The 21,107-nt window shown below is 72.7% G+C and carries 16 protein-coding genes; 12 read left to right on the forward strand and 4 right to left on the reverse strand.

The genetic code is table 11. The features are described from left to right. Nucleotides 1-126: 126 nt before the first annotated feature. The 8 genes from FGX59_RS26840 to FGX59_RS26875 all read left to right on the forward strand — a co-directional run bounded on the left by FGX59_RS26840 (nt 127) and on the right by FGX59_RS26875 (nt 9,438). The gene (locus tag FGX59_RS26840; RefSeq protein ID WP_171060846.1) at nt 127-1,398 is read left to right on the forward strand and encodes an acetyl-CoA hydrolase/transferase family protein; all 1,272 of its coding nucleotides are present in this window, start codon (nt 127-129) and stop codon (nt 1,396-1,398) included. A 958-nt stretch (nt 1,399-2,356) separates the two neighbouring features. Continuing rightward, nucleotides 2,357-3,814 (forward strand): MDR family MFS transporter, encoded by a 1,458-nt coding sequence (locus FGX59_RS26845; protein WP_138470205.1) that lies wholly within the window; start codon nt 2,357-2,359, stop codon nt 3,812-3,814. A 52-nt stretch (nt 3,815-3,866) separates the two neighbouring features. Next, nucleotides 3,867-4,574 (forward strand): nitroreductase, encoded by a 708-nt coding sequence (locus FGX59_RS26850; protein WP_138470206.1) that lies wholly within the window; start codon nt 3,867-3,869, stop codon nt 4,572-4,574. After that, on the forward strand, nt 4,571-5,704 hold the full coding sequence (locus FGX59_RS26855; RefSeq protein WP_138470207.1) for an AMP-binding protein: 1,134 nt from the start codon (nt 4,571-4,573) through the stop codon (nt 5,702-5,704). Before FGX59_RS26850 ends, FGX59_RS26855 begins: the two co-directional genes overlap by 4 nt. Next, complete coding sequence (locus tag FGX59_RS26860; protein ID WP_138470208.1) at nt 5,701-6,786, forward strand: thiolase family protein; 1,086 nt, start codon at nt 5,701-5,703, stop codon at nt 6,784-6,786. Before FGX59_RS26855 ends, FGX59_RS26860 begins: the two co-directional genes overlap by 4 nt. 124 nt (nt 6,787-6,910) lie before the next feature. Next, nucleotides 6,911-7,972: a methionine ABC transporter ATP-binding protein gene (locus tag FGX59_RS26865; protein WP_138470209.1), complete on the forward strand. Its 1,062-nt coding sequence runs from the start codon at nt 6,911-6,913 to the stop codon at nt 7,970-7,972. Further along, nucleotides 7,962-8,636: a methionine ABC transporter permease gene (locus FGX59_RS26870; protein WP_138470210.1), complete on the forward strand. Its 675-nt coding sequence runs from the start codon at nt 7,962-7,964 to the stop codon at nt 8,634-8,636. The genes FGX59_RS26865 and FGX59_RS26870 overlap by 11 nt, the downstream gene beginning before the upstream one ends. A 25-nt stretch (nt 8,637-8,661) precedes the next feature. Beyond that, complete coding sequence (locus tag FGX59_RS26875; RefSeq protein ID WP_138470211.1) at nt 8,662-9,438, forward strand: MetQ/NlpA family ABC transporter substrate-binding protein; 777 nt, start codon at nt 8,662-8,664, stop codon at nt 9,436-9,438. Between the two features lie 422 nt (nt 9,439-9,860). Here the strand turns inward: FGX59_RS26875 and FGX59_RS26880 are convergent, their stop codons facing one another. Beyond that, the gene (locus FGX59_RS26880) at nt 9,861-10,106 is read right to left on the reverse strand and encodes a hypothetical protein (RefSeq protein ID WP_138470212.1); all 246 of its coding nucleotides are present in this window, start codon (nt 10,104-10,106) and stop codon (nt 9,861-9,863) included. 602 nt (nt 10,107-10,708) lie between these two features. On the opposite strand from FGX59_RS26880, the gene FGX59_RS26885 reads away from it, so the two are divergent. Continuing rightward, nucleotides 10,709-11,623, forward strand: a complete 915-nt coding sequence (locus FGX59_RS26885; protein ID WP_171060847.1) for an IS6 family transposase — start codon at nt 10,709-10,711, stop codon at nt 11,621-11,623. A 94-nt stretch (nt 11,624-11,717) separates the two neighbouring features. Beyond that, nucleotides 11,718-12,092, forward strand: a complete 375-nt coding sequence (locus FGX59_RS26890) for a hypothetical protein (RefSeq protein WP_240722736.1) — start codon at nt 11,718-11,720, stop codon at nt 12,090-12,092. Between the two features lie 99 nt (nt 12,093-12,191). Here FGX59_RS26890 and FGX59_RS26895 read toward each other — a convergent pair whose 3' ends face one another. Continuing rightward, nucleotides 12,192-14,795 (reverse strand): CheR family methyltransferase, encoded by a 2,604-nt coding sequence (locus FGX59_RS26895; RefSeq protein ID WP_240722737.1) that lies wholly within the window; start codon nt 14,793-14,795, stop codon nt 12,192-12,194. Nucleotides 14,796-14,872: 77 nt separating this feature from the next. On the opposite strand from FGX59_RS26895, the gene FGX59_RS26900 reads away from it, so the two are divergent. Further along, on the forward strand, nt 14,873-15,265 hold the full coding sequence (locus FGX59_RS26900; protein ID WP_138470214.1) for a response regulator: 393 nt from the start codon (nt 14,873-14,875) through the stop codon (nt 15,263-15,265). 59 nt (nt 15,266-15,324) lie between these two features. Further along, the gene (locus tag FGX59_RS26905) at nt 15,325-17,652 is read left to right on the forward strand and encodes an ATP-binding protein (protein WP_138470215.1); all 2,328 of its coding nucleotides are present in this window, start codon (nt 15,325-15,327) and stop codon (nt 17,650-17,652) included. Here the strand turns inward: FGX59_RS26905 and FGX59_RS26910 are convergent. Next, on the reverse strand, nt 17,606-19,528 hold the full coding sequence (locus FGX59_RS26910; RefSeq protein ID WP_138470216.1) for a bifunctional diguanylate cyclase/phosphodiesterase: 1,923 nt from the start codon (nt 19,526-19,528) through the stop codon (nt 17,606-17,608). The genes FGX59_RS26905 and FGX59_RS26910 overlap by 47 nt on opposite strands. A gap of 495 nt (nt 19,529-20,023) precedes the next feature. Further along, nucleotides 20,024-21,106, reverse strand: coding sequence for a four-carbon acid sugar kinase family protein (locus FGX59_RS26915; RefSeq protein ID WP_138470217.1), 1,083 nt, complete (start codon nt 21,104-21,106; stop codon nt 20,024-20,026). Nucleotide 21,107: the final 1 nt, after the last annotated feature.

The raw sequence follows: 21,107 nt of genomic DNA on the forward strand, positions 1-21,107 counted from the left end.
ACGAGCGCCGCCCTCTGTCAAGTCATTCCCGCGGCCGGTCGCGACAATCCCGCGGTGTTGACAGATTGCGTCTTCGTCCATTAATGGACATATGTTCGCAATACGGACACATGGGGAGGAGCGGAAATGGCAGGGCAGATACCGCCGAGAATGGCGCCGGAGACGCTGGATCTGGCGCGCTGGATCCGTCCCGGGGACAGCCTCGCCTGGGGCCAGGCCGCGGCCGAGCCCGAGGCGCTGACCGCGGCGCTTTCGGCCCAGGCGGCGGCGCTCGGGCCGCTGACGGCGACGATCGGCTACAGCCTGACCGAGACCCCCGATCCGGCGCTGGCCGGCGCCCTGCGCTTCCGTTCCTATTGCGGCAGCGGCACCAACCGGCGGCTGGAGCGGGCAGGCTGCCTCGAGATCCTGCCGGTGCCCTATTCGGCGCTGGCGCGGGTGCTCGACCCGGTGGACGTGCTCTTCCTGCACCTGCCGCCCGCGGGGCCGGAGGGGCGGCACAATCTGGGGCTCCTGCACGAATACATCGCGCCGCTGATCGCCCGGGCGCGCTGCATCATCGCCGAGGTCAACGACCGCATGCCCGATGTGCCGGGCGAGGCGACGATCGGGCCGGAGCAGATCGACGTGATCGTCGAGACCTCGCGGCCGCTGCGCGAGCTGCGCCTGCCCGCGCCCGGCGCGGCGGAACGGCAGATCGCCGCCCATGTGGCGGGGCTGGTGGAGGACGGCTCGGTCCTGCAGATGGGGCTCGGCCAGCTCCCGGAGGCGATCCTCGCCGCGCTGTCGGGCCATCGCGACCTCGGCATCCATTCCGGGGTGATCGGCGACAGCGTCGCGGATCTGGCCGAGGCGGGCGTGATCACGAATGCCCGCAAGGCGACCGACAGAGGGCTGAGCGTCACCGGCTGGCTGCTGGGGACGCGGCGGCTCTACGATTTCGCCCATCGCAACCCGTCGCTGCGGCTCTGCGCCTCCTCTTACACTCATGATCCGGCGGTGCTGGCGGGCCATGACCGCTTCGTCGCGGTGAATTCGGCGGTGGAGGTCGACCTGACCGGGCAGATCAACGCCGAGACCGCGGGCGGGCGCTACATCGGCTCTGTCGGCGGCGCGGCAGAGTTCCTGCGCGGGGCGCATCGCTCGCGCGGCGGGCTGCCGGTGATCGCGCTGCCCGCGACGGTGGCGAAGACCGGCGCGTCGCGGATCGTCGCCGCACTCTCGGGGCCGGTCAGCACGCCGCGCAGCGAGGCGGGGATCATCGTCACCGAGCACGGCATCGCCGATCTGCGCGGCCGGACGCTGCGCGAGCGGCGGCGGCTGATGCTGGAGATCGCCGCGCCGGCGCACCGCGCCGCGCTGGCGGAGGCAGACGGGATGGCCGCGCGCCCGCTCTGAGCGCCGCGGCCCGAAGGACGGCGCCGCGCCCCGCCTCTCCGGCGCGGCGCCGTCCGGCGGGACAAGGGTGCCCGGAGGCGGCGGCGCGGCGAGACCTTCCCTCCGCGCGCAGTCGCGCGCGTGGACACCCGGCCGGGCTCTCCCCGCGCTGCGGCGATCCGATCCGGCCGGTGGTTCCTGCGCCCATTTGACGGTGACCCGGACAACGGCTGAGTCCTGCGCCCGCTGCAGTGCTGCGCGGAGAACCGCCGCTGGCGACGGGTCGCAGGGCAAAGGGCGGGACCTTGCGGGTCGCCGGACGGACCGTTCCAGGGCCTCCTCTCTCCTCAGCCCCTATATCTCTTGGCTTCCGGCCGTATCCCGAAGCGGGGAGACAGCTCTCGGTGATCCCGTCAGCAGCACTCCGCGAGGCGCAGCCGATGTCAGCAACTCCGCTGCCTGCGCGGCCAGTGCCTGGCCGCCGCTTGCGGGCGCTCGCCTCCTCGACCCGGCGGCCGGTTTCATCCTGCCGCCCGCCCTGCCTGCCGGGCGCGTCCCCCATGCCATCCGGCCCCGGAGGCGCGGGAGAGGCGGAGAACCCAGCGCGGCCGGCAGCCTCCGGCCCGGGCGCCCCGGGGCAGCGGCAGCGGCTCCTCGCAGCGAAGATCGGGCAGGCAGGGCTGGCGCTCGACGCGATGCCGGAGCAGGGCCTTCACGGGCGCAGCGGCCAGAGGCGCCGAACGCGGCGCCGCGCCGGGAGAACGGCGCCAATGTCGAGACCTCGCCAGGCGGCGGATGCGGCAGGAGCGCGGCGGGGCCTGCAGGACACGGCTGCGGGGGCAGGGGGCGGATGCCGTCGCGGCCCGCTTGCGCAATGGCGCGGTCCGGCCTATCCCGGACGGGTCCCGGGGGCGGGGCTCCGGTTTCGGGAGCCCCGCCCCCGGTGCTTCCGCCCTCCAGCCCCGCCCGGACACCAGCAATGCAAACGGCCAATCCGTCCCTAGACCCGTCCCGGTCCCCGCCCGCCGGAGAGACCGAAGCCCGCGACCGCCAGGTGATCCTGCTGCTGGTGGTCTCGGCCTTTACGGTGATCCTCAACGAGACCATCATGGGCGTCGCGCTGCCGCGGCTGATGATCGACCTCGACGTGACCGCCGGGGCGGCGCAATGGCTGACCACGGCCTTCCTGCTGACCATGGCGGTGGTGATCCCGGTCACCGGCTTCCTCTTGCAGCGGCTGCGCACGCGGCAGGTCTTCGCGCTGGCGATGGGGCTCTTCTGCCTCGGCACCTTCGGCTGCGCGCTGGCGCCGGGGCTCGGGGCGCTGATCGCCGGGCGGATCGTCCAGGCCTGCGGCACGGCGATCATGATGCCGCTCTTGATGACCACGGTGATGACGCTGGTGCCGCCAGAGGGGCGCGGCCGCACCATGGGCAACATCTCGATCGTCATCTCGGTCGCCCCGGCGATCGGGCCGACGATCTCGGGGATCATCCTCAACCTGCTCGACTGGCGCTGGATGTTCTGGCTGGTGCTGCCGATCGGCCTGGCGGCGCTTGCGCTCGGCTGGGCGCGGCTGAGCGATGTCGGCGAAACCCGCCGCGCGCCGCTCGACCTGCCCTCGGTGCCGCTCTCGGCGCTCGGCTTCGGCGGGCTGGTCTACGGACTTTCCAGCCTGGGCGAGGGCCATGGCGGCGGGCCGGTCCCGCTCTGGCTGCCGCTGGCGGCCGGCGCGGCGGCGCTTGCGCTCTTCATCCGCCGCCAGCTGAGGCTCGGGCGGCAGGGGCGGGCGCTGCTCGACCTGCGCACCTTCCGCGTCCGCGTCTTCAGCGTCTCGGTGCTGATGATGGCCTTCTGCATGGTGTCGCTTTTCGGGATGATCATCCTCCTGCCGATCTACATGCAGGGCGTGCTGGGGATGGAGCCGCTGGCGGCGGGGCTGCTGCTGCTGCCCGGCGGCCTGCTGATGGGGCTGATGGCGCCCTCGGTCGGGCGCGCCTTCGACCGGTTCGGCTCGCGGCGGCTGGTGATCCCGGGCGCGGTCTTCGTCAGCGCCGGGCTCTGGGCGATGGCGGCGCTCGGCACGGACAGCTCGGTCTGGGCGGTGCTGGGCAGCCATGTGCTCCTGAGCATCGGGCTGGCGCTGCTTTTCACGCCGCTCTTCACCGCCTCGCTCGCGGCGCTGCCGAAGGAGCTCTATTCCTACGGCTCGGCGGTGATCGGCACGGTGCAGCAGGTGGCGGGCGCGGCCGGGATCGCGCTTTTCGTCTCGGTGATGTCGCTGGCGGGCGCGGCGGCGGCGGCCGGCGGGGCGGATCCGGCGGCGGCGCTGGCGGCCGGGGTGCGGGCGGGCTTCGCCACAGGCGGGGCGATCTCGCTGGCGATGATCGCGGCGAGCTTCCTGGTGCGCCGCCCGCGCGAGACGGTCCAGCTCTAGGAGCGGCAAGCAGACCGTTCCCCTGGCGCGCCGGGAGGGCTAGAGAGGCGGCATGAGCCAGTCCTCTCCCTCCCTCGCCGATCTGGCCGCGCTGCTGGAGCGCCGCCGGTCCTGCCGCGCCTTTCTCGAGCGGCCCGTGCCCCGGGCCGATCTGGAGCGCATCCTGACCGCCGCGCGCCAGGCGCCGAGCGGGGCCAACCTGCAGCCGGGACGGTTCCATGTGCTGGCGGGCGCGCCGCTTGCCGGGTTCTGCGACGCGATGGCGGCGGCGGCCGAGGGACCGGCAGAGCCGCCGGAATACGGCTATTTCCCCCAGCCGCTGCCGCCCGAGCTGAAGGCGCGGCAGCGCGCGGCGGGCTATGCGCTCTATGCCGCGCTGGGGATCGACCGGCGCGACCTCGCGGGGCGGCGGGCGCAGTTTGCCGCCAATTACCGCTTCTTCGGCGCCCCGGTGGCCATCGTGGTGACGATCCGGCGCGACATGGGGGCGGGCTGCTACATGGATCTGGGCATGGCGCTGATGGCGCTGATGCTGGCGGCGGAGGCCGCGGGCTATGGCACATGCGGCATCGGCGCGCTGGCGCAGTACGGCCGGGCCGCGCATCGCGCGCTCGCCCTGCCGGAGGAAGAGCTGGTGGTCTGCGGCATCGCCCTCGGCCATCCCGATCCGGAGGCGCCGGTCAACCGCGTCCGGACCGAGCGCGCGCCGCTCGGCGGCTATGCCAGCTTCCGCGGCTGGCCCGGCGAGGTGCCGGAATGAGCCTGCATGCCTGTGCCGGGATGCCGCTGGAGCAGGCCCGTGGCGCGACGGCCGACGCGCTCAGGCGGCTTCTGGATCTGGCGGCGCGCGGGGCGGCCTTCCGCGCGGGCCATGGCGCGCCCTGGATCGGGGAGCTGCCCGGAACCGGCCATCTCGACTGCGTCACCTCGGGCAGCAGCGGCGCGCCGAAGGCGATCCGGCGCAGCCTCGCCTCCTGGCAGGCGAGCTTCGAGGTCAACCGGCGGCTCTTCGGCCTGGCGCCGCCCGACCGGATCGCGACGCTGGGGGCGCTCGGCCATTCGCTGGCGCTCTACGGGGTGATGGAGGCGCTGCATCTGGGGCTCGGCACCGAGACGCTCCACGGGCTGCGCCCGGACCGGCAGATGGCGCGGCTCGCCGTCTCGGGGGCGAGCGTGCTCTACGCGACGCCGACCCAGCTGCGGCTGCTCTCGGGGGCGCCCGCGCCGGGGCTGCGGCTGGTGCTCTGCGGCGGCGGCGCGCTCGATCCGGCGACCCGGCGCCAGGCGGCGGCGCTGTTCCCGCAGGCCGAGTTCCGCGAATTCTACGGCGCCTCCGAGACCAGCTTCATCGCGCTCGGCGGGCCGGACACGCCCGAGGGCGCGGTCGGGCGCGCCTATCCCGGCGTCGAGATCGAGATCCGCCGCCCCGTCGAGGGCATCGGCGAGGTCTGGGTGAAAAGCCCCTATCTCTTCGAGCGCTATGCCGAGGGCGAGAGCGCCGAGACCCGCCGCGAGGGCGGCTTCCTGACCGTGGGCGAGCTGGGGCGGATCGATGCCGGCGGGTTTCTCTGGCTTGCCGGGCGGCGCGGGCGGATGGTGACGATCGCCGACCGCAACGCCTATCCCGAGGCGGTGGAGCGGCTCCTGGCGGCGCATCTCGACGGCCGCGGCGCGGCGGTGACGGCCGCGCCTGATCCCTTGCGCGGCCATGCGCTGACCGCCTGGATCGAGGGGGCGCCCGATCCCCGGCTGGAGGCGGAGCTGCGCCACCGGATCGGCGCGGCGCTGGGGCCGCACATGGTGCCGCGCCGCTTCGCCTGGATCGCGCGGCTGCCGCTTCTGGCCTCGGGCAAGCCCGATCTGCTGGCGCTGGCGGGGCGGGCGGAATGAGCGTCCTTCTGGCCGCGCGGCGCAGCGCCGTGGTGCCCCGCGGCGGCGCCTTTGCCGGGCTGGAGCCGCATGCGCTGGCCGCCCCGGTGATCGCCGCGGTGCTGGAGGCAGCGGGGATCGCCCCGCGCGAGACCGGCCAGCTGATCCTGTCGAACGCGCTCGGGGCCGGGGGCAATCCGGCGCGGATGGCGGCGCTGGCGGCAGGGATGGGCCATGTCGCGGGGCTCAGCCTCGACGCGCAATGCGCCGGCGGGCTGGAGGCGGTGGCGCTCGGCGCGGCGCTGGTCGATGCCGGGCAGGCGCGGGTGGTGGTGGCAGGCGGGGCGGAGAGCTATTCCCGCCGCCCGCTGCGCGCCCGCCAGACCCCGGAGGGGGTACCGCAATTCTACGCGCGGCCGCCCTTCAGCCCCGATCCCGCCGCCGATCCGGACATGACGGCGGCGGCGGCCGCGCTTGCCGACGCGCATGGCATCAGCCGCGCGGCGCAGGACGCCTATGCGGTCGCCTCGCATGCAAGCGCGCTGGCCGCGCGCGACCGTCTGCGCGCCGAGATCGTGCCGGTTCTGGGCGTGGCCGACGATCCCTTCGCCCGGGCGCTGAGCCCGCGGCTGGCGGCGCGCAGCCCGGCGCTTGCCGGCAGCGTCAGCCTGGCCGCCACCGCCTGCGAGGCCGATGCCGCCGCCTTCTGCGTGATCGTCGCCGACGATCTGGCGCCGCCGGGCGCGGGGCTGCGCCTGCTTGGCCATGCCGCTACCGGGGGCGACAGCCGCCAGCCCGGCATCGCCCCGGTCGCGGCGATCCGCCAGCTCTTGGGGGAGGGGCCCGCGCCGGAGGTGATCGAGCTGATGGAGGCCTATGCGGTGCAGGCGATCCTGTGCCAGCGGCTGGCCGGGCTGCCGCCGGAGCGGATCAATCCCGGCGGCGGCGCGCTGGCCCGCGGCCATCCGATCGGCGCTTCGGGCGCGGTGCTCCTGTGCCGCGCGATGGCCGAGCTGGAGCGGCGGCCGGGCCGCGCGCTCTGCGCGATTGCCGCCGCCGGGGGCATCGGCTCGGCGTTGCTTCTGGGTCCGCGGCAGGGCTGAGCCGGGCTTTCCGCCGCCCGGGAGGCATGTTTTGCGGGTTCCGGCGCGCGGGCGGGGTTGTCTCCGGCGCGCGCTTCCGCTCTACCGGCGGCCAAATCGAAACCTCTGGCATCCGGAATCTCAGATGCAACGCGAAACCACGACAGGCGCCGCCATCACCTTCGACGGCGTGGGCAAGAGCTACCCCAAGAAGGGCGGCGGCAGCGTCATGGCGCTCGAGGGGGTCGACCTCGAGGTGCCGCCGGGCGCCATCACCGGCATCATCGGCCGCTCGGGCGCGGGCAAGTCGACGCTCTTGCGCATGGTCAACGGGCTGGAGCGCCCGACCGCGGGCACGGTCCGCGTGGGCACGCGCGACATCGGCGCCGCGCGCGGCGCGGAGCTGCGCGAGATGCGCCGCGAGGTCGGAATGATCTTCCAGCATTTCAACCTGCTCTCCTCGCGCACCGTCTACGAGAATGTCGCGCTGCCCCTGGAGATCGCCGGCCGGCCGGCCGCCGAGATCCGCCGCCGCGCCAGCGACCTGGTCGCCCGCGTCGGGCTGGAGGCGCTGGCAGAGCGCTATCCGGCCGAGCTCTCGGGCGGGCAGAAGCAGCGCGTCGGCATCGCCCGGGCGCTGGCCACCGGGCCGAAGGTGCTGCTCTCGGACGAGGCGACCTCGGCGCTCGATCCCGAGACCACGCAGACCGTGCTGAAGCTCCTGGCCGACATCAACCGCGATCTCGGCCTGACCATCCTGCTGATCACCCATGAAATGGCGGTGGTGCGCGACATCGCCAGCCATGTGGCGGTGATCGAGGGCGGCCGCATCGTCGAGCAGGGCGCGACCTACGACATCTTCACCACCCCGGCCCATGCGACCACGCGCTCCTTCCTGTCGGGCGTCACCGGCGTGACCCTGCCGCGCTTCATCGCCGACCGGATGAACGCCGAGCCGCCGGCCGGGCCCGCGCGCGAGGTGATCCGCATCACCTTCCTCGGCGACCGGGCGACCGATCCGCTGCTGGCGCAGATGAGCGGGGCGCTGGGGCTCGAGGTCAACATCCTCGCCGGCGCCATCGAGGAGATCGGCGCGCGGCCCTTCGGCAACCTGCTGATCTCGGTCCCGGCCGATCGCGGCGCCGAGGCGCGGGCCTACCTGGAATCGCATCAGCAGCGCACGGAGGTGCTGGGCTATGTCGGCTAACCTGATCAACATGCTGATGGAGGCGACCTGGCAGACCCTCTACATGGTCGCGGTCTCCACCGTGATCGGCGCGGTCTTCGGCCTGCCGATCGGCACCTTCCTGGCCTGCTCGCAGAAGGGCGAGCTGCTCTCCGCCCCGGCGGTGAACAAGGTGCTGGGCATCATCGTCAACGCCACCCGCTCGGTGCCGTTCATCATCCTCGTCGTGGCGATCATCCCCTTCACGCGGATGGTCGCGGGCACCTCGATCGGCACCACGGCGGCGATCGTGCCGCTGAGCATCGCCGCCATCCCCTTCATCGCGCGGCTGATCGAGAACGCCATCCGCGAGGTCGATAGCGGCCTGATCGAGGCGGCCCGCGCCATGGGGGCGACGCCGCTGCAGATCATCCGCAAGGTGCTGATCCCCGAGGCGCTGCCCGGGATCACGCTGGGCCTGACCCTCGCGGTGGTCAGCCTGATCGGCTATTCGGCCATGGTGGGCGCGGTCGGCGGCGAGGGGCTGGGCGATCTCGGCATCCGCTACGGCTACCAGCGCTTCATGCCCGACGTGATGGCGATGGTCGTGGTCATCCTCATCGTCCTCGTCCAGCTGGTGCAGACCGCCGGCGAATGGATCGCCCGGCGCGTGGACAAGCGGGCGCCCCGCAACCGCGGCGCCTGACAAGAACAACTATAGGAGTTCCGCTATGAAGAAGCTGATGACGCTCGCCTCCGTCCTTGCCCTGAGCGCCGGGATGGCCGCCGCCGAGGATATCCGCGTGGGCGTGTCCCCGGGCGAGCATGCCGAGATCATGGAAGAGGTGGCGAAGGTCGCCGCGCCCATGGGGCTGAATATCGACGTGATCGAGTTCTCCGACTACGTGGTGCCGAACCAGGCGCTGGCCGATGGCGACATCGAAGCCAACTCCTTCCAGCACGAGCCCTATCTGGACAACCAGATGAAGGACCGCGGCTTCGCGCTGGTGCCGGTGGCGACGACGATCACCACGCCGATGGGGCTCTATTCCGACAAGATCTCCGGCCCGGACGAGCTGGAAGAGCGCGACACGGTCGGCATCCCGAACGATCCCACCAATGGCGGCCGCGCGCTGCTGGTGCTGCAGGATCTGGGGCTGATCACGCTGGCCGAGGGCACCGGGCTGGTCCCGACCGTGCTCGACATCACCGAGAACCCGAAGAACCTGCGCTTCCAGGAGCTCGACGCGGCGCAGCTGCCGCGCTCGCTGGCGGATCTCGACGCGGCGATGATCAACACCAACTACGCCATCGCCTCGGGGCTGAACCCGAAGACCGACTCCATCGCGATGGAGAAGGCGGACAACCCCTATGTGAACATCATCGTGGTCCGCCAGGGCGACGAGGAGGCCTCCTGGGTCGCGCCGCTGATCGAGGCCTACCATTCCGACGAGGTGAAGGCCTTCATCGAGGAGAAGTACCACGGCACGGTGCTGACCTCCTGGTAATTCCGGCTCTCGCAGCCAGACGGACGGGCGCCCCCCGGGGCGCCCCTTTGCGTTTCGCCGCCCCGCGGGAACGGCGCGCGACGGCGCGGGATCCGCTTGGCGGCGGTCCCGAGCGCCGCTTCCGGGTTTGCCGCCGGATGGCCCAGCCCTGCCTGCCTCCGGCACGGGACCATGGCCGCGGGCCATGTCCGGTCTGCGCGATCGCCCGCCGCCGGCCATCGCTGCGCCTCCGGACTGCAGGACGGTTCCTCGCGCATGGCGGCCCGCGGTCCGCCCGGCACGCCGGCGGGCAGCCGGAGCGGCTGTCCGCAAGGGGCGCGGCGACGGCCCCGGCGATGCTGAAGAGTGTGCGCAAGCCGGACCGGGCTGCGGCGCGGCCTGGCCTTCCGGGCTGCGGGGTGCGGCGCCTGGTCGATCGACCGCTAGAGCGCGCCGGTCCCGGGCCAAAGGCAGGCGGCGGTCTGGACCGACAGGAAGCCCAGCGTGCCGTCGTTCCGGATCCGGGCCTGCATCGGCGCGAGCTGCTCCGGCCCCGCGCCGCCGCCGGAGACGTGCAGGCCCCAGCTTGCCGCGAGCCGCCCCGGATCGGCCGAATGCAGGAGCTGGAGGCGGATCAGCTGCATCTGCTCGCACTGCACCGCCGCCGGGCCCTCGCTGCCGACGGCCAAGATCTGCGGATGGCGAAATCGCCGATCCGGTCATCGGAATCCATGAGCTGACGGCGGGCCCATTTGGGGGCGCTGCCATGGTGGAGCACGATCATTGTCCCGCCCGGAGGCGCCGCCTCGCGCAGGCTCCAGGCGCCTGGGCAAGGCTCTGCCGGGCGAGATCCGGGGCGGGCTGCGCCCAAGCTGCGATCGGATCATCCGTTCCTTCCTCCAGCGGCCGTCCCGCCGCGCGGGCCAAGGGGTGCAGGCCAGCCGGGCAGACAGAAGCCCGCGAGAAAGTCGTTCTTAGGATCCATATTCCGTTGATATCGTTCTTTGCCGACCCGTCGTTTATTCCCGCCATCACCTGGGCGCCACGGCTCTAGGCCGGAGAGAAGACGCGGATCCTGGTCCGGGATGCAGGGACGTGCCGGTCGATATCGGCGCGCATGAGACGCTCTGACGGCCGTCGGGGCGCAGTTCGCCCGGCCCGGTCCGCGGCGGCTGCGCATCGGATGCCGCAAGGGCGGCTGCGGCGCCTGCAGGGTGTCGTCGGCCTGCCGCAGGCGCCGAAGCTGGTGTCGCTCCCGCCGCTCTCGCCGGCGAGGACCTGCCATCCGGGCATGATCCCGATGCGTGCCGTCGCCGCCCGATCGGGCATGAGCCGCGAGATGTTCCGCGCTGCGGGCGCCTGGCTCGGGCACCGCCGCGGCGGGCTGGCGCTGGCCACCATTGCCTCCTGCGCGGCGGTCCCGGGCTCTGCGATCGCCACCGCCGCGACCCTGGCCAAGGTGGTGCTGCCCGGGATGGGGCGCGCGGGTTATTCCGGCACCGTCTCCTCGGGCGCGATCGCGGCGGGCGGGATGGCCGGCATCCCGATCCCGCCCCCGATCATGCCCGCGGTATGCGGCATCATCACCGGGCAGGACTTCGGCAAGGCCTCATCGCCGGGCCGGTCCCGGGGCTGCCGGTCGGGCTCTGCATGCGGGCGGTCTCGGTTCTGGCGCTCCTGCGCCGCGATGCCATGCCGCTCGGACCGCGCCGGGGCCGCGCGGTTCTGCGCCTCTTCCGGAGATGTCACGTTAACCAGCGCTGATAGCCGGTCGGACGATTTGAACATGCCGTCTCTGATGCAGGCATCGCCCGGCATCAGCCACAAGCGCCACCGCTTCCCGCCCGAGATCACCGTCCACGCCGTGTGGCTCTACGTCCGGTTCAACCTCAGCCTGCGCGAGGTGGAGGAGATGCTATTGGAGCGTGGGACCGACCTGTCCTATGAAACCATCCGGCGCTGGACCGTCAAATTCGGCCCGCAGATCGCGCAAAACCTCCGGCGCAGGCAGTGTCGCCCCGGGGACGTCTGGCGTCTGGACGACGTCCCGGTGAAAATCGCGGGCAAATCCTTCTGGCTTTGGCGCGCTGTCGATCGGCATGGCGTCGTGCTCGACAAGGTTCTCCAGGCGAGACGGGACAAGGCGGCGGCAAAACGGCGTCCGGTCGCGCTGTTGAAACGGACCGGAGCCGTCCCATGCTGTTGAAAAACGCGCAACTCTGCCCGCGGACCTTCAACTCGAGGGAAGACGTTCCGCGATCGGGCGCAAGTGCTTCGATATCCGACTTCTCCAGCCAAGCTTGGGAACAAGGTTCCAGCTTCGGGCCCCCTCTCGACCGCACCTGGCGTTTTTCAACAGTATCATCCCATGGCGGATCGCCACCGACAAGCTCCGCTCCTATGACGCGGCCAAGCGCGAGGTTGCACCCGGCCTCGACCACTGGCCGCACAAGGGGGTCGACTACCAGGCCGAGAACAGCCATCTGCCATTCCGGAAGCGGGAGGGCGCGATGCATGGGTCCCGATCTCCCGGCGCCCTGCAACGTTTCGTCTCCGTCCACTCCGCCATCCGCAGCAGTTTCTCCGTTCCGGCACGCCGCCGGACTGCGCGGGCCATCCGCTACCACCGGATGGAAGCCTTCGATGCCTGCAAATGGCCAGCCGGCATCGCCTGAACCGAGCTGCGAGACGCTCGTGTCAACGCGCACGAGGTAATGTGACAACTCCTTCCTGCCCTCGCTGATGCAGGCGGGGCCCGGGGGGCGGCGGGGCGGTCAGGCGTCCGACCAGCGGAAGATCAGCGCGGCGCCGCTGGCATCGGGGTCCGTGGCCTCCTCCGACGCCGGAATCGGGCAGATCCGCACCGACAGCCGCCCGTCCCCATGCGTGCCGGCATGCTCCTGCGGGCGGCCCGAGGCGATGACCTCCGCCGTCGCCGCCGGCAGGTCGACGAAGCCGAGCCGCGGCCCGATCACGCCAAGCGAGCGCAGGATGTCGTGGGATTCCAGCTCGAAGCGGCGCGCGACGATCTCGCTGAAGCGGCGCAGCCGCGCATTGCGGTCGACGAAGATCACCCCGACATGCAGCGCGTCGAGCACCAGCTCGATATGGCCGTTGAGCTCCGAGAGGGTCTCGATCTGGCGCTCGTGCTCGGCGCTGACGGAGACCAGCTCTTCGTTGACGGCATGGAGCTCCTCGTTCGAGCTCTGCAGTTCCTCGTTCGAGGCCTGGAGCTCCTCGTTCGACGCCTGCAGCTCCTCGTTTGAGGCCTGCAGCTCCTCGCCGCTCGCCTCGAGCCGCTCGGTGACATGCTGCAGCGTCTCCTCGGTCAGGCGCAGGTCGCGCTCCAGATCGACGATGCGGCGGGCCAGCAGACGGGTATCCTCGCTGCCCGCGGTCTCCGCGGCGGGCGGGGCGGGCATGTCCCCGGCCTCCGGACCCGGCAGGGGGGCGTCGCGTGCCAGGCGCTCGTCGGTCGACAGCGCCACCAGCATGAGGCGGCTTCCCTGTACCTCCTGCAGGGGCTCGATGCGCACGTCGCACTGGATCTTGCGGTCGTCGGAGAAAGTGACCTCCACCTTGCGCTCGTAGGTCTCGAGCTGCTCCTGCCGGAGCTTCTCGCTGGCGACATTGATGACGAAATGCAGGTCGGGATGGACGATCCCCTCGACGGTCCATTCCGCCAGGTTGTTCATCGTGTCGATGAAGGCCGCCGCAGCGCCGAACCAGGCCAGCACGCCGCCATTCTCGGTCACGAGGATCGAGGCTGGGGCATAGCGTTTCAGCAGCGCGTCATAGCCGCGGATCAGCGACTCGCGGTTGCGGAACTCGGTCATCTCGCGCGGCAGCTGGAAGCGCTGGGTTCCGGCCTGGCTGCGCAGCGCCACGTCGGAGCGCATGCTCTGTCCCAGCCGCGGCGAGAGCACCGCCCGGTCGAGGCTGCGCTTGGTCGTGGCCTTCTGGTAGAGCCGCCAGCGGCTGTCGACATTGCGGAATTCGCCCGAGAAGCGGCCGAGGCTCTCGGAGCTGCCGAGCAGCAGGTAGCCGTCGTTGCGCAATCCGAAGAGGAACATCGACATCATCCGCGCCTGTGCCGTTTCCGTCAGGTATATCAGCAGATTGCGGCAGGAGATCAGGTCGAGATGCATGAAGGGCGGATCGCTGAGCACGTCATGGACCGAGAAGATGATCTTCTGCCGCAGCGCCGGGGTGACCACGTAGCGGTCCTGCACCCGCTCGAAATAGCGCGCGCGCAGCTCGTGCGGGACATGCTCCAGGGTCTCGGCGCTGTAGATGCCCGCCGAGGCCAGGTCGATGGAGCGGCGGTGCACATCCGTCGCGAGGATGCGGAAGCTGCGCTGCCGCCCGGCGATGGCCAGCGCCTCGCTCAGCTCGATGGCGATCGTGTAGGCCTCCTCGCCGCTCGAGCAGGCCGGCACCCAGATGCGCAGCGGCGCCTTCTCCTCGGGATGGGCGGCCAGGATGTCGAGCACCTTGACCCGCAGCGCGCGCATCGTCTCCTCGTCGCGGTAGAACTGGGTCACGCCGATCAGCAGGTCGTGGTAGAGCTCTTCGAGCGCGGCCGGGTTGTGCTCCAGCGCCAGGCGGTACTCCTCGGCCGAGGCGAAGCCCTGGAGCTGCTGGCGCCGTTCGATGCGGCGCTGGACATTCTGCGGCTTGTAGTCGGTGAAATCGATGCCGTGGGCTTCCTCGAGCAGCTTGAGGATGCTCTTCGGCCCTTCGCCGGGCTGCCGGACCGCGCCCGAGCCGGTGCGGGAGCCGCTGCGGAAGTACTCGTCGAGCGCGCGGGGGATGTCGCGCACCGCCAGCACCCGGTCGGCCACCTCGTGGGTCAGCGCCGAGCGCGGCATCGAGGGAAACGAGGCCTCGGCCAGGGACTGCACCAGGATCAGCCCGCCGGCCGCATGCATGGACTCGGCGCCGCGCGTGCCGTCGCTGCCCGAGCCCGACAGGATCACCGCGGCGGTCCGCGCCGGATCGCGCCCGGCAAGCGAGCCCAGCAGCGCGTCGATCGGCAGGTTCGGGGTGCCGTCCGGGCTGCCATAGGCCTGGGTCCGGAAGGCCTCGCCCTCGAGCGTCGCCAGCGTGCTGGGCCGGTTGAGGAAGATCGTGTCCGCCGCCAGCGCCACGCCGTCGTCGATATGGCGGATCTTCAGCGGCGAGCGCCGCGACAGCAGCTCGTGCATCATCGACTTGTAGTCGGGCGACAGGTGCTGGACCACCACGAAGCACCAGCCGGTCTCGCGCGGCAGCGCCTCGAAGAAGGATTCGAGCGGCTCGAGACCGCCGGCCGAGGCGCCGATCACCACCAGCGGCACCATGCCCTCCGATCCGGCGTGAAGAGTGTCGGCTGCCATCTTCCGCTCCCTGCCGCGTCCTGCTACCCCAAACACGTATCACATATTCGAAAGGCTTCAACGCGGAGGATCGACGGGTGGCGCGGATACTGATTGCGGATGACGACGTTCCCTATCTGGACGTGTTCTGCGAGGGGATGCAGGCGATGGGGCACGAGGCCGTTGCCGTGACGTCGGCCGAGCAGCTTCTCGGCCAGATCGCGCAATCGGGATTCGACATCGTCTTCCTCGATGTCGTCATGCCCGGCGGCGGGGCGATCACGCTGACCCATGAGGTGGAGAAGGCCGATCCGGAGCTGCCCGTCGTCATCATCACCGGCCGGCCGGAGCTGATCGAATCGCCGATCCTGCAGCAGGGGCTGCGCAATGCCTGCGCCCGGGTGCGCAAGACCGCGACGCTCGAGCAGCTCGACGCCCTGGTGCACCGCTACGCCCGTCCCGCGGGCGAAGCGGCCGGGGAGGCGGGCTAGATGCCGCCCGCCGGGCCGGGCGCCCGCAGGCCGCCGGTCCTGGCGCGGGGCCCGGCCTGATGCCCGCCACCCGCCAGCGGCTCCGGACCTGGGCCGGGATTCTCGCCGGCATCGTGCTGGCGACCGGTATGTCGGTCCTGCTGGCGGGCTGGGGCGGCGGGCTCGACTGGCTGGTGCGGTTCCGTCCCGGCGCGGCGGCGATGGTCCCGGCCACCGCGGCGAGCCTCGCGGCGCTGGCGGCGGCGCAGCTCCTGCAGCTGCGCCAGCGGCCCGGCCCTCCCCTGGTCCTGGCCCGTCTGCTGGCCCGTCTCCTGGCCCTGGCCGTGGCGGCCTTCGCGGCGGCGAAATGCGGCCTGACCGTCGCGGCCTATCTCGCCGCGCCGCCGGGTAGCGGCGACCGCATGGCGCTGGCCACCTCGGCGGGGCTGGTGCTGGCCGCGGCCGGGACGCTGGCCTCCGGCGGGCGCGGGGCGCTGGCGGATGCCGTGACCTCCGCCCTCGGCGCGGCGGGCGTCCTGCTGACCCTGACGGCGATCGGCACCTGGCTGCTCGACCGCCCGGCCTACGAGGCGGCCCTGGCCTTTGCCGGGATGGCGCCGCACAGCGCCGCCGCGCTGCTGCTGCTTTGCATCTCGGCGATGCTCGCCCGGCCGGATTTCCGCTTGGCGCGCACCGCCTTCGGCGAGGGGCCGGGCAGCCGCTCCGCCCGGCGCCTGCTGCCGCTGCTGCTGCTCGGGCCGCTGCTGGTCGCGGAGCTCGCGCTCGAGATCGGCCGCCGCGGCTGGCTCGATCCCAGCATCTGGAGCGCCGCGCTCGCCGCGCTGCTGGCGCTTTCCGCGGTCGTGACGGTCCTGCGCCTGGCCGCCTACCGCAACCGCGAGGACGCGCGGCGCCAGGAAGAGGAATGGCGGCTGCGCATCGCGCTGGACGGGATCGACGCGGCGGTCTTCGTCTTCGGCGCGGACCGGCGGCTGCGGCTGGCCAATCTCGGCGCGGAACGGCTGTGCGGCGGGGCGGGACCGCCCGGGGAATGGCTCTTCGGCGCCCGCTTCCATGCGCTCGGCAGCCGCCGCATCCTCGCCGCAGAGGAAAGCCCGGCGCGGCGGCTCCTGGCCCGGGACGGCCCGGCGGAGCTGCATGCCGGCTGGCTCGACCCGGAGGGCGCCGAGCATGCGCTGCGCTTCGTGCTGCGGCGGCAGGCGGCGGGCGGCTTCCTCGTGCTCTCGGTGCTCGACGAGACCCAGGGCTGGCTCCTGCGGGAGAATCTGGCCCGCACCGAACGGCTCGACGCGGTCGGCCAGATGGCCGGGGGCATCTCCCACGAGATGGCCAATATCTTCGGCGTCATCCGTCTCGGGGCGGACACGGCGCTGCTTTCCGGGCGCGAGGAGGTGCTGCGCCGCCATCTCGGCGCCATCCAGGCCGCCTGCGTCCGCGGGGCCGACCTGACCGAGCGGCTGGTCGAGCTCACGCGGACCCGTCCCGCCGCTGCCGCGCGCCTGGATCTGCGCCGCGAGCTGGCGAGCCTGGAGCCGGTGCTGCGCGCCGCGCTCCCGGCGGGGATCGGCCTCGCGATCCGCTGCGACGGCGCCGCGCCGCTTTTCCTGCGCGCCTCTGCCGGGGATCTGCAGGCAGCGCTGCTCAATCTGGTGCTCAATGCCCGCAACGCCATCCTCGACAGCGGCGCGCCGGGCGGCACGGTCGCCCTGTCGGTCCAGGGCGGCGCGGCGATCCGCATCACGGTGCGCGATGACGGGCCGGGCATGCCGGCCGCGGTGGCCGCGCGGGCGCTCGACCCGTTCTTCACGACGCGGCTGGAGCGCGGCGGCAGCGGGCTGGGCCTGGCCATGGTGGAGAATTTCGTCCGCCGCGCGGGCGGCAGTGTCACGATCGACACGGTGCCGGGCGAGGGCACGTCCGTCATGCTCGACCTGCCCGCCGCCGGGCCCGACGGTCCGGACGCGCCAGAAGAGGCCGGTTCCGCCGCGCCGCCCGAGCTTCACGGGCTGCAGCTCCTGGTGATCGAGGATGACGCCGCTCTGCGCAGCGTCGTGGCGGAGCTGCTGGCGCTGCTCGGCGCGGGGGTCGAGCAGGCGGCGGGGGCGGAGGATGCGCTGGCGCGGCTGCGCGGGGCCGGCCCGGTCGACGCGATGCTTTGCGACATCCACCTGCCCGGTGCGCTCGACGGCAGGCAGCTCGCCACGGCGGCGCGCGCGATCCGCCCGGGCCTGCCGGTGATCTACATGACGGGCTATGCCGCGCAGCTGGCCAGCGCGCCGCCCGAGGTGCCGGGCCTGGTGCTGCGCAAGCCCGCGGGAAGCCGCGAGCTGGCCAATGCGATCAAGCTCGCCCTGAGCCGGCCCGAAGGGCGGGATCCGCCTGCATGAGAGCGGCAAGGTCGGTCTGCGCCGCCGCGCCGGGCAGCGCTTCGGGCGGCATCGGCCGTCCGAGAAGGAATCCCTGCCCGCGGCCGCAGCCCATCTCCTGCAGAACGGCAAGCTGGGCGGGCGTCTCGATGCCCTCGGCCACGACCTCGAAGCCGCAGCGGCCGGCGATCGCCAGGATCGCCTCGGTCACTGCGCGGTCGCGCAGGCTGCCGTCGATCCGCTGCACGAATTGCCGGTCGATCTTCAGGATGTCGATCGGCCAGTCGCGCAGGTGCTGCAGGCCGCCATGGCCGGTGCCGAAATCGTCCATCGCCAGCCGCGCGCCGCGCGCCCGGAGCTCTTGGAGATGGCGGTGGATCTGGCCGTTGCAGTCGCCGAGAATGACATTCTCGGTGATCTCGATGGTGATCCGCGACCAGTCGAGCCCGCGCAGGCCGAGCTCGGACTGCAGGTCGAAGACGAATTCGGGATTGAGCAGGTCGAAGGCGGTCAGGTTGACCGCCAGCCGCGCCGTCCGCGCCGCGTCCCCGGTCCTGGCGAGCCAGCGGCCGAAATGGCCGAGCCCCTCGCGGATGATGCTGCCGGTCAGGAGCTCCGCGGTCTGCGGGTCGCGGAAGATCGCGCTGAATTCAGAGGGCAGCTTGACCGAGCCGTCCGGCCCGTGCCAGCGCACCAGAAGCTCGAAGCCGGTGCAGGCGCCGCTCTGCAGGTCGACCACCGGCTGGAAATGCGGCGTGATCCGGCTCTCCTGGCAGGCGCTGCGGAACTGCCGCGCCAGCTCGCGGCTGTTGAAGAAGGCGTGCCGCTCCGGCTGGTAGAGCTGGGTGGCGGCGCGGCCCGCGGCCTTGGCGGCATAGAGCGCGGCATCGGCCTTCTCGAAGAGCGCGGGATAGCTGTCGGCCTGGCCGGGAAAGAGGCTGACCCCCATGCTGATGCGCCCCAGCTCCGGCCGGCCCAGCAGCGCGCCGGCCCGCAGCACGCTGCTGCGGCAGCGCGAGAGCAGATCCGACATGTAGGCCCGGCCGGGATCGGGCAGGGCGGCCAGGATCGCGAATTCGTCGCCGCCGATCCGGCCGATCAGCGCGTCCTCGGGACAGGCGGCCAGCAGGGCGCGCGCGACGGAGGTCAGGTACCTGTCGCCGAAGGCATGGCCGAACACGTCATTGACCCGCTTGAAATGGTCGATATCGACCAGGATCAGGCACTGCGCCGTGGCGCGGTTGTCGAGCCTTGCCCGCGCGCCCTGCTGGAAGGCGCGGGTATTCGCCACCCCGGTCAGGGCATCGGTGCGCACCTGCCGGCGCAGCCGGGCGACGGTGGTCTCGGCGGCCTCCAACTCGGCTTGCAGCCCGCGGCTCTGCGTCCGGTCGGCCAGGCGGCCGAAGACGAGGGCGGCGGCCTGGCGGATCTGGATGTCCCGCTCGGGCAGGGCGGCCGGCCCGTCGAGGGCCAGGACCGCGGTCCATCCGCCGGCGCCGAAGATGCGGAACTCTGCCAGCCTGCCATTGACGGCTGCGGATCTGCGGAAGGCGGCCATTTCGCCGGAGGGCAGGGCCGGACCCGCGCCGCCGGCCATCTGCGCAAAGCGCGCGGCGAGGGCGGAGGCTTCGGGCGTGCACTCGCCCGAGGGCAGCAGCCGGCCGTCATCGGCGCCGAGCCAGCAGCAGGCGGCCCCGGTCGCCGCGGCCAGCTGCTCGGCGAAGCTGCAGAGCTCCGGCTCAAGGAGCCGGCCGGCGCCGCCCGGCCGTGCCGGCGGACGCTGGGGCCCGGACCCGCAGCCGCCCTGCAGCGCGGGCCGCGGCGCATTGGCGGCCGCCCTTTCCAGGCAATCGCGGGGCCGGGTCTCTGCTGGGTTCCGCTCTGCCTGACTGGTCATCACCTGCCTCATTGCCGCTCCGGCCCGTCCGCCGGCCCGCAGTCACCATTCGTTGATTCACGGTTAATCTTTGGTAAATGCCGGGTGTCCGAGCGGTTTCTCCTAGGCCCGGGCGCGGCGGAGCACCGCCGGTCGTGCCCTGCAAAGCGGCATCCGGAGCGTCTGCAGCGTCGTGGCAGACGTGCCGGGCCGCCTGGCCCTGCCCTCAGGCCAGCAGGGAAACCGTTCCAGCCCGAGCGCCTGCCGACTGGCGCCGCCCGAGGGGCGCGCCCTGTTCCGTGTCCCAGTCCCGCGCTTGGCGGATAGTGGCCATGGCGGGGTCCCGAGGGCGCGAAGCGGCAGCTGGGCTCCACCCCGCTCGGGATGTGTGGCGGGCTGCGTCTTCGACCATCCCGGCCCGCATGCGACAAGGCTCCGGCTCACGCGCCGCTGCTTCGGGCAGGGCTGTCCGCTGGCGGTCTTCGGCGCCGCGGATGCAGGCCGATGCCGGCAGGGTCAGCGATGGACCGGGGCCGTTGGCGGCTTTGCGCCGGGCGCGCGCGCCGGGCGGCTGCTGGCTGCCAGGGCGGCGTCGATCACCGTTTGCAGCGCATCGGGGCCGCCGAACCCGCCGGATTTCGTTGCGATGCGCAGCATCTCTCCGGGGCCGGAAAGCTGCGCGACGGGGATGCCGGGGGCCAGTTCGCCCTCGAGCAGCAGGAGCTCTGCGCCGAGCGCGCCAAGCAGGGCATCCGCGGTCTCGCCGCCGCAGGCCAGCACCGCGGCGGGGGGCTGCGCCCGGACCAGCTGGGCAAGGCCCGCCGCGAAACGGTCCGAGACCACCGCCGGGGGTTCCGCTGCAGGCCCGGCGGTCATCTGCAGGATGCGCAGCGGGGCGTCGGGAACCTGCGGCAGGGCGCCGTTGGGGGCGGCGTGGACTGGATGGGCGCGGATCGCGGCGAGCTGCGCCAGGGTGACCGGATCGCGCGAGCCGATCGCCAGAAGGAGCGGCAGGCGGAGCGGGGCGGCCGGGCGCGGCGGGGTGCCGGGGCACAGCCGCCGGGCCAGCGCCTCGGCGAGCCCGGCCGCGCCGACCAGGACCGACGCCCGCGGATCGGCGGGCAGGGCGGCGTTCAGATCCGCCTCGCTGGCGATGTCGGGAATGGCGGCGGGGCGCCCGATCCGGGGCGCGATGGGGATCGGCTCGGCCACCGCCGTGCCCGCGAGCGCGCCGCCCTCCACCCTCCGGCCGAGCCGCGGCAGGGCCGGGCAGGCGAAGACCGGCCGCGGATCGGCGCCGAGGAGCCCGTCGAGCTCGGCGGCGATATTGCCCTTCAGCCGGCTGTCGATCTTCTTGAAGAGGATTGCGCCCCCCAGAGGCATCGCGGCACGCAGCCCTGCATGGACCTCGCGCGCCTCGGTGGCGGGCCGTTCGCGCGTGCCGGTGGAGACCGCGATCACGTCGGCGCCCGTGGCCAGCGCGGCGGGCAGGGCGGCAGCGCCGCGGGCGACGGCGGTGCGCATCCCGCGCGCGGCAAAGGCGGCGCCGCTGTCGAGCGCCCCGGTCAGGTCGTCGGCGACGAGGAAGAGCGCGGGCATC

The sequence above is a fragment of the Poseidonocella sp. HB161398 genome (assembly GCF_005870025.1).
Classification (GTDB): domain Bacteria; phylum Pseudomonadota; class Alphaproteobacteria; order Rhodobacterales; family Rhodobacteraceae; genus Mangrovicoccus.

Bases quoted from the DNA above. Each gene is read 5' to 3' on its own strand.
- FGX59_RS26840 (WP_171060846.1), top strand. From the start codon at position 127: ATGGCAGGGCAGATACCGCCGAGAATGGCGCCGGAGACGCTGGATCTG.
- FGX59_RS26845 (WP_138470205.1), top strand. From the start codon at position 2,357: ATGCAAACGGCCAATCCGTCCCTAGACCCGTCCCGGTCCCCGCCCGCC.
- FGX59_RS26850 (WP_138470206.1), top strand. From the start codon at position 3,867: ATGAGCCAGTCCTCTCCCTCCCTCGCCGATCTGGCCGCGCTGCTGGAG.
- FGX59_RS26855 (WP_138470207.1), top strand. From the start codon at position 4,571: ATGAGCCTGCATGCCTGTGCCGGGATGCCGCTGGAGCAGGCCCGTGGC.
- FGX59_RS26860 (WP_138470208.1), top strand. From the start codon at position 5,701: ATGAGCGTCCTTCTGGCCGCGCGGCGCAGCGCCGTGGTGCCCCGCGGC.
- FGX59_RS26865 (WP_138470209.1), top strand. From the start codon at position 6,911: ATGCAACGCGAAACCACGACAGGCGCCGCCATCACCTTCGACGGCGTG.
- FGX59_RS26870 (WP_138470210.1), top strand. From the start codon at position 7,962: ATGTCGGCTAACCTGATCAACATGCTGATGGAGGCGACCTGGCAGACC.
- FGX59_RS26875 (WP_138470211.1), top strand. From the start codon at position 8,662: ATGAAGAAGCTGATGACGCTCGCCTCCGTCCTTGCCCTGAGCGCCGGG.
- FGX59_RS26885 (WP_171060847.1), top strand. From the start codon at position 10,709: ATGATCCCGATGCGTGCCGTCGCCGCCCGATCGGGCATGAGCCGCGAG.
- FGX59_RS26895 (WP_240722737.1), bottom strand. From the start codon at position 14,795: ATGGCAGCCGACACTCTTCACGCCGGATCGGAGGGCATGGTGCCGCTG.
- FGX59_RS26905 (WP_138470215.1), top strand. From the start codon at position 15,325: ATGCCCGCCACCCGCCAGCGGCTCCGGACCTGGGCCGGGATTCTCGCC.
- FGX59_RS26910 (WP_138470216.1), bottom strand. From the start codon at position 19,528: ATGACCAGTCAGGCAGAGCGGAACCCAGCAGAGACCCGGCCCCGCGAT.
- FGX59_RS26915 (WP_138470217.1), bottom strand. From the start codon at position 21,106: ATGCCCGCGCTCTTCCTCGTCGCCGACGACCTGACCGGGGCGCTCGAC.